Here is a 6,867-nt window from a genome sequence, read left to right as displayed (position 1 = left end):
GGCAGTACTGCGCCTCCTTGCCGATGGAGCGGTACATGCAGTCCGCGTTCTCCAGGAGCTGCAGGACGGCGTCCCGGTTACGGGACGTCTCCCGCTCGATGACCTCGTCGGGCGGGTAGAACCCGCCCCCGGAGCTGGAACCCGGGTACATCTCGAAGGTGTAACCGAAGATCCTGTGCGTGCCCCACAGGTAGTCGTCGATCGACCCGTCGGTGATGTACAGGTCGCTGGACTGCTGGGGCGTGTAGCCGTTGCTGGCGGCCATCTTCCGGCCGACCGCCCTGAACGCGGCGTGGTCGTCGGCCGTCATCCCGGCCGTGGTGTCGGAGTAGGTGTAGCCGAACGGCCACAGCACCAGCTCGCTGTAGGTGTGGAAGTCGACGCCGGCCTTGATCTGCTGCACCCCGCCGACGACCCGGCTGCGCACGAAGTCCGCCACGACCTTCACCTCGGTCGCGGACTCCGGGGCGGAACCGCGGTACGTGTCGGAGGACGCGGAGCCGGAGGAGCCGCCGCAACAGCCCCAGCGGTGGGCCCAGTTGCGGTTCAGGTCGGTGCCGACGTAGGACGAACCGGGGTTGGGCTGGCGGTTCTTGCGCCAGGAGCGGTAGGAGCCGGAGGCGATGTCGTACTCGCCGCCGTCCGGGTTGAGGTCGGGGATGATCCAGATCTCCCGGCCGTTGACCACGTCGGTGATCCGGGAGTCGCTGCCGTACCCGGCGCCGAGCTCGCGCAGCAGGTACAGGGCCATCTCCACGGTGAGGTGCTCGCGGGCGTGCTGGTGGTGGGTGAACAGGACCTCGGGCTCGCTCTCGTCGCGCGCCACATTGTCGCTGATCTTGATGGCGACGATGTCCCGGCCCTGATGGGACCTGCCGATCACCCGCTTGCTCATGATGGACGGGTAGGCGGCCAGCCGCTGGTCGATCTCCGCGTTCATCTCGGCGTGGTTGTGATAACGGGAGTCGGCCGGGGGGAAGTCGAACAGGCGCAGCCCGTCGGCGGCGGAGGAGCGGTCGGGAGCGGCGCCCGACGGAGTGACCTCGTACCCCTGTCGCCGCAGTGCCCGGATCTGGTCCGCCCGCCCGGAGACCACCACGGTCTCCTCGTCGGCCTCGTCCACGGTGACGCCGGAGCGCTGGATCGCCGTACGGGTCACGGGAGTCGTGCGCTGGTGGATCTCGTACTGGCGGACGTCCTCGGCCGAGGGCGCGGGACGATCAGCGCTGTCCGCGCCGGCCCGGGGCGCCGTCAGCGACAGCGGTGCCGCGAGGGCGAGGGCGAGGAGGGTGGCGAGCGCGGCGGAGCGCCGCCCGCCACGGATGCGGAGTCGCATGAAGTCTCCTTGTGGGAGGTGGGGGTTGTTCATGGCGACGTGCGTGGTGCGGTGCCGACATCGTCGGGGAGTGGCATGGACTGGTCAAGGTGGGGATTCCGGTCGATCGCTCGACCAGGTGCATCCTGTGAGGATCCCCGCACGCCCTCTTGTCCGACCGGCGGCCATGGGCTTTCTTGACCCCCATGGCGGACACCACGGGCAACACCAGAGACACCGGCGTACCACTCCGGGGCGACCCGGCTCCCCGCGAGTCCATCTGGCGCCACATCGGGCCCGGCATCGTCGTCGCGGCCACGGGGGTGGGCGCCGGCGACCTCGTGGCCACCCTCATCGCGGGCAGCAACTTCGGCTACACCCTGCTGTGGGCCGCGATCATCGGATGCCTGGTGAAGATCTCCCTCGCGGAGGCGTGCGGCCGGTGGCACCTGTCCACCGGGCGCACCCTCTTCGACGGCTGGGCGAGCCTCGGCCGCTGGACGACCTGGTTCTTCGCCGTCTACGCCGTGATCTGGGGCTTCGTCTACGGCGCGGCGGCGATGTCGTCGAGCGCCCTGCCGCTCCAGGCGCTCTTCCCGGACGTGATGGGCCTCGAACGGTGGGGCATCGCCTGCGGCCTGGTGGGTCTGGTCTTCGTCTGGTTCAACAAGTACAGCGTCTTCGAGAAGGTCATGACGGTCCTGGTGGGCGTCATGTTCGTCGTCACCGTCTACCTGGCGATCCGTGTCACCCCGAACCTCGGCGACGCCTTCGCCGGCCTCCTGCCGGTCCTCCCGGACGAGAAGGACTCGGTCCTCAACACCCTCGGCCTGATCGGCGGCGTGGGCGGCACCATCACGCTGGCGGCGTACGGCTACTGGGTCAACGCCAAGGGCTGGACGAACACCGGCTGGATGAGGGTCATGCGCCTGGACAACCGGGTCGCCTACGCCACCACCGGGGTCTTCGTCATCGCGATGCTCTTCGTCGGCGCCGAACTGCTGCACTCGGCGAACATCGCGATCGCGAGCGGCGACAGGGGCCTGATCCAGCTCGGCGACATCCTGGAACAGCAGTACGGACCGGCCACCGGCAAGCTCTTCCTGATCGGCTTCTTCGCCGCCTCCTTCACCTCCCTGATCGGCGTGTGGCACGGAGTGAGCCTGATGTTCGCCGACTTCCTGGCCCGGCAGCGGGGTGAGCGGGAGGCGCGCGGCGACGAGCTGGCCTCCGGCCGCCGCGAACGCTCCTGGGCCTTCCGCGCCTACCTGCTCTGGCTCACCTTCCCGCCCATGATCCTGCTCTTCCAGGGCCAGCCCTTCCGCCTGATCATCCTCTACGGCGTCCTGGGCGCCGCCTTCATGCCCTTCCTCGCCCTCACCCTGCTCCGGCTCCTCAACTCGAGCCGCACACCGCGCGAGTGGCGCAGCGGCCGGCTGAGCAACGGCATGCTCGCCGTCGCGGGCCTGCTGTTCCTGGTCCTGTGCGTCAAGCAGGTCTGGGACCAGCCGTGGGCGGAGTTCTTCTGACGGTGGCCGGCCGCGCTACCGCAGCTTGTCCCACTCCGGGCTGAGCGCGATCTCCCGCAGCTGATCGACGGTCAGCGCGGGAGTGCCGCGGGACGGCTCGGCGTGCGCGGCAGCATTGTTGAAGGCGCTGATCACCACGCGGAAGCCGTCCTCGCCGGGCCGCAGGGTGTCGGCGGTCCACATCAGGACTCCGGCGACCCGGTCGTCCCCGTCACCCTGCTGGACGGCGACGCGGGTGCCGTCGGGCAGGGTCTCGCCGTCGGCGTAGAGCTGTCCGGCGACATCGTCCATGCCGTACTGGACGTTGACCTGGACGAGGCTCTCGCCCCGGCCGTCGTCGACGACGACGTAGGTGAACTCATCTTCCTGGCCACCCCTCCTGACCACGTCCAGCCCTTCCGGGAGCAGCCCGACCAGCGTCTCGCCGATGTCTTTGCCGGAGACGGCCGGCGGTACGTCGGCGGTCGGGGCGACCTCGGTGGACTTCGGCGTCTCGGGAATCGAGTCCACCACCCGGCGCCACACCTCGGCCGTGACGACCTCCTCCAGTTGCCCGGCCGACAGCGGAGGCTCCGTACGGGAGACCGGCGCGCCCTTCTGCGCGGGCGCGTTCCACTCGCCAACGCTGACGTGCTGCCCCTCGGCCGTGACCAGGTCGGCGGACCAGTACTTGGTGTCGGCGCGCTTGTCGGGGTACTCGTACCCCCTGAACAGCCGCAGCAGCGAGCCGTCGGACAGCCGCGTGGAGGAGCAGTCGTCGTACGGGGTGAAGGTCTTGTCGGGACACCGCGTCAGCTGCCGGGCCTGAGCACTGCCCGGCTCCACCCGGTCGAACGCCACGCTGATCGCGGCGGCTCCCCGCCCGTCGTCGTGGACGAGATACGCGTACGGCCCCGGCTCGTCGGCCGACCCACGGGCATCCTCCTGACTGAACTCGCCCTCGGGAAGCAGTTCCTTGAGCTGACCGAGAATGGCGTCGCCGGACACGGGAGCCGGAGCGGGCGCGGTGGCCGACGCGGACGGCTGGGAGGCGTCCGCGGTGGACGCACCCGATCCGTCGGAGTCCCCCTGCGGCAGGAGCAGCGCCCCGCCCACTGAGACCAGCGCGACCCCGGCGACCCCGCCGAGCACCCCGGCCCGGCGCCGCGTCAGCGCCCGCCGTCCGCGGGCCCGTCCACCGGCGACGAGGGCCGAACGGTCGGCGTCGAAGCCCCCGCCGGTCTCGTGCAGCGCGGCGGAGAGCCGCTCCTCGAAAGGTTCCTGATGCTGGTTCTCGGGCATGGCGAACCACCCTTTCCGCATGGTGGGAGAAGTGAGAGCCGAAGTGGGAAGTGGGAAGGGGGAACGAGGTTCGGAGACGTCAGGATCTGGAGTACTCCGAGAGACCCTCGCCGAGCAGCTCACGCAGCCGGCCCAGCGCCCGGGAGCACCGGGTCCGAACGGCCGCCGAGCTGACGGCCATGACGTCGGCGGTCTCCTCGACGGACCGGTCCTCCCAGTACCGCAGGACGACGACGGCCCGGTCCTTGGCGGGCAGTTGGGCGAGCGCGTCCAGCAGCGTGAGCCGCAGCGAGGCGTCCCCGTCCCCGGCGCCGGGCATGTCCGGGAACACGTCCGTCGCCCGCTCACGGCTGCTGCGCCGCCGCCGGTGGGCGAGGAAGGTCCGGGTGAGCACGGTCTGCGCGTACCCGGCGGGGTTCCCGACCTTGGAGACGCGTCCCCAGCGGACGTACAGCCGCCCGAGGGTCTCCTGCACGAGGTCCTCGGCCAGGTGCGTGTCCCCGGCGGTGAGCAGACACGCGGACCGGTACAGGTGGCCGGCCCGCGCCGCCGCGAACTCGGCGTACTCGTCCGCCCGCGCCTGTCTCATGTGTCATGCCCCCTGTGCTCGCCCGGCCCCGTGTCCGATGCCTTCACCTCATTGATGCGGTGGGGCGGGGGAGATGTTTCATCCGGGCTCCACGGCGGGACGGGACCGCCCCCGCCCACGTCACCGGGGGCGGGGGCGGGCGGCGCGTCGGCTACGGCAGCGCGTGGACGTGCGGGCCCACCGCGTCGGACCAGGCGTTGCCTGCCGTGGCGTCCCAGTTGGTGGACCAGGTCATCGCGCCCCGCAGGGACGGGTAGGTCCTCGACGGCTTGAAGGTGCCGCAGCCGGTGCCCCTGGTGAGGCAGTCCAGGGCGTTGTTCACGACCGACGGGGAGACGTAGCCGCTGCCCGCGCCCCGCGTCGAGGCCGGCAGGCCCAGGCCCACCTGGGACGGGTCGAGGCCGCCCTCCAGCTGGATGCAGGCGAGCGCGGTCAGGAAGTCCACCGAGCCCTGGCTGTAGACCTTGCCGTCACAACCCAGCATGGAACCGCTGTTGTAGTACTGCGTGTTGACGACCGTGAGGATGTCCTTCACGTTCAGCGCGGTGCGGAAGTACGAGCCGGACGTCGACTGCATGTCGATGGTCTGCGGCGCCATCGTCAGGATCATCGACGGACCGGCCTTGGCCGACAGCGACCGCAGCGCCTGCGTCATGTAGGTCGGGTCGAGTCCGTTCTCCAGGTCGATGTCGACGCCGTCGAAGCCGTACTCCCGCATCAGGGCGTACACCGAGTCCGCGAAGTTCGTCGCCGAGGCGGAGTCGTTCACCGCGACGGTGCCCTTCTCGCCGCCGACCGAGATGACGACCTTCTTCCCGGCCGCCTGCTTGGCCCGGACGTCCGCCTTGAACTGGTCGACGGTGTAGCCGCCCAGGCCCGCCGAGTCCAGGGTGAAGGCGACCGCGCCCGGTGCGCCGGTGGCGTCGGCGAAGGCGACCGCGATGATGTCGTAGGCGCTCTGCACGTCCGAGAGGCGCTGCACCGCCGCACCGTTGTCGAAGTTCTGCCAGTACCCGGTCACCGCGTGCCGGGGCAGGTCACCGCCCCCGCCGCTCTCCTTCGTCCGCGCCGTCACCGCCGCCGACTTCGGCGACTCGCCCGCCGCGTTGACCGCCGCGACCTGGAAGGAGTACGACGTCGAGGCCGCGAGCCCGGTCACGGTCGCCGACGTGCCCGACACGGCCGTCACCTTCGTGCCGTCGCGGTAGAGGATGTAGCCCGTGGCCCCCGGCACCGTGTTCCAGGCCAGGGACACCGACGAGGACGTCGCACCGGAGACGGACAGGCCACCGGGCGCGCCCGGGACCGTCGGTTCCGGGTCACCGCCGCCGCCCCCGTCGGGGCCGAACACCGACAGGTCGTCCGCGTAGTAGGCGGCCTGACCGTACCAGCCGTGGGTGTAGACCGTCACCGAGGTGGTGGAGGAGCCGGTGGTGAAGCCCGTCGACAGCTGCTTCCAGCTGCCGGAGTCCGGGGTCCAGGTGGAGACGTCCGTCGTACCGGTGCCGGTCACGCCCAGGTAGGCGTACCCGCCCTGCACCCAGCCGCTCAGCCGGTAGGTGGAGTTCGGCCTCACCGCGACGGTCTGGGTGCAGCGGGCGTTGTCCTGCCCGGCGGGCGTGGCCCTGAGCGCGGCCGTGCCGCCGCGCACCGGGGAGGAGACGGTCGTGCCGCTGTTCGCCGAACAGGTCCAGTCGCCCAGGCCCGCCTCGAAGCCCGCGTTCCTGGCGTTGTCGACGTCCGCCGCGGACGCCTGACCCGCACCGGCGAGGGGAAGGGTGAGAGCGAGGGCCGGGACGAAGGCTCCGGCCCAGAGACGTCTGCGTCGAACGGGCGTTCCTGGTACGCGGTTCATGGGGGCCTCCGGTGGGGGAGAAGGGTGGGGGAGGGGAGGAGCGGGCGACGGTGGCCACCGTGTGCAGCACAAGGTGGTCCAGACCAATCCTGTTGTCAATAGGTCAGGGCCGGAATCGACCCGTGAGTCGGTCCGGGGCGCCGCCCGGCGTCAAGGCGGCGCACGGGAACCACACCTCCGGGCCCGGTCGGGGCCGGCGAGATGCTCGACGTGTCCCGTTTTGGCGCACCTTGTGCATCGGCAGTTGCCGTTCGGCTACTCAAACGCTGTTCTCCGGTCACAGGCCCGCGGATACAGT

At 70.8% G+C, this 6,867-nt stretch carries 5 protein-coding genes; 1 reads left to right on the top strand and 4 read right to left on the bottom strand.

The window, feature by feature from the left end; genetic code table 11:
- On the bottom strand, positions 1 to 1,336 hold a 1,336-nt coding region (locus tag KYY02_RS29115), incomplete at its 3' end, for a M14 family metallopeptidase (RefSeq protein ID WP_371243128.1).
- A gap of 185 nt (positions 1,337 to 1,521) precedes the next feature.
- Between KYY02_RS29115 and KYY02_RS29110 the strand changes: the two genes are divergently transcribed.
- On the top strand, positions 1,522 to 2,844 hold the full coding sequence (locus tag KYY02_RS29110) for an Nramp family divalent metal transporter (RefSeq protein ID WP_371243125.1): 1,323 nt from the start codon (positions 1,522 to 1,524) through the stop codon (positions 2,842 to 2,844).
- Between the two features lie 15 nt (positions 2,845 to 2,859).
- On the opposite strand, the gene KYY02_RS29105 is transcribed toward KYY02_RS29110, so the two are convergent.
- From KYY02_RS29105 to KYY02_RS29095, 3 genes are all read right to left on the bottom strand, one after another.
- The gene (locus KYY02_RS29105; RefSeq protein WP_371243122.1) at positions 2,860 to 4,125 is read right to left on the bottom strand and encodes a hypothetical protein; all 1,266 of its coding nucleotides are present in this window, start codon (positions 4,123 to 4,125) and stop codon (positions 2,860 to 2,862) included.
- Between the two features lie 79 nt (positions 4,126 to 4,204).
- A complete protein-coding gene (locus KYY02_RS29100) occupies positions 4,205 to 4,714 on the bottom strand; it encodes a SigE family RNA polymerase sigma factor (protein WP_371243120.1) in 510 nt (169 codons plus the stop codon).
- 151 nt (positions 4,715 to 4,865) lie between these two features.
- A complete protein-coding gene (locus KYY02_RS29095) occupies positions 4,866 to 6,569 on the bottom strand; it encodes a chitinase (protein WP_371243118.1) in 1,704 nt (567 codons plus the stop codon).
- Positions 6,570 to 6,867 lie beyond the last annotated feature (298 nt).

Source organism: Streptomyces pimonensis (assembly GCF_041380215.1).
Taxonomy (GTDB): Bacteria; Actinomycetota; Actinomycetes; order Streptomycetales; family Streptomycetaceae; genus Streptomyces; species Streptomyces pimonensis.
This window is presented reverse-complemented; position numbering and strand designations above follow the sequence as displayed.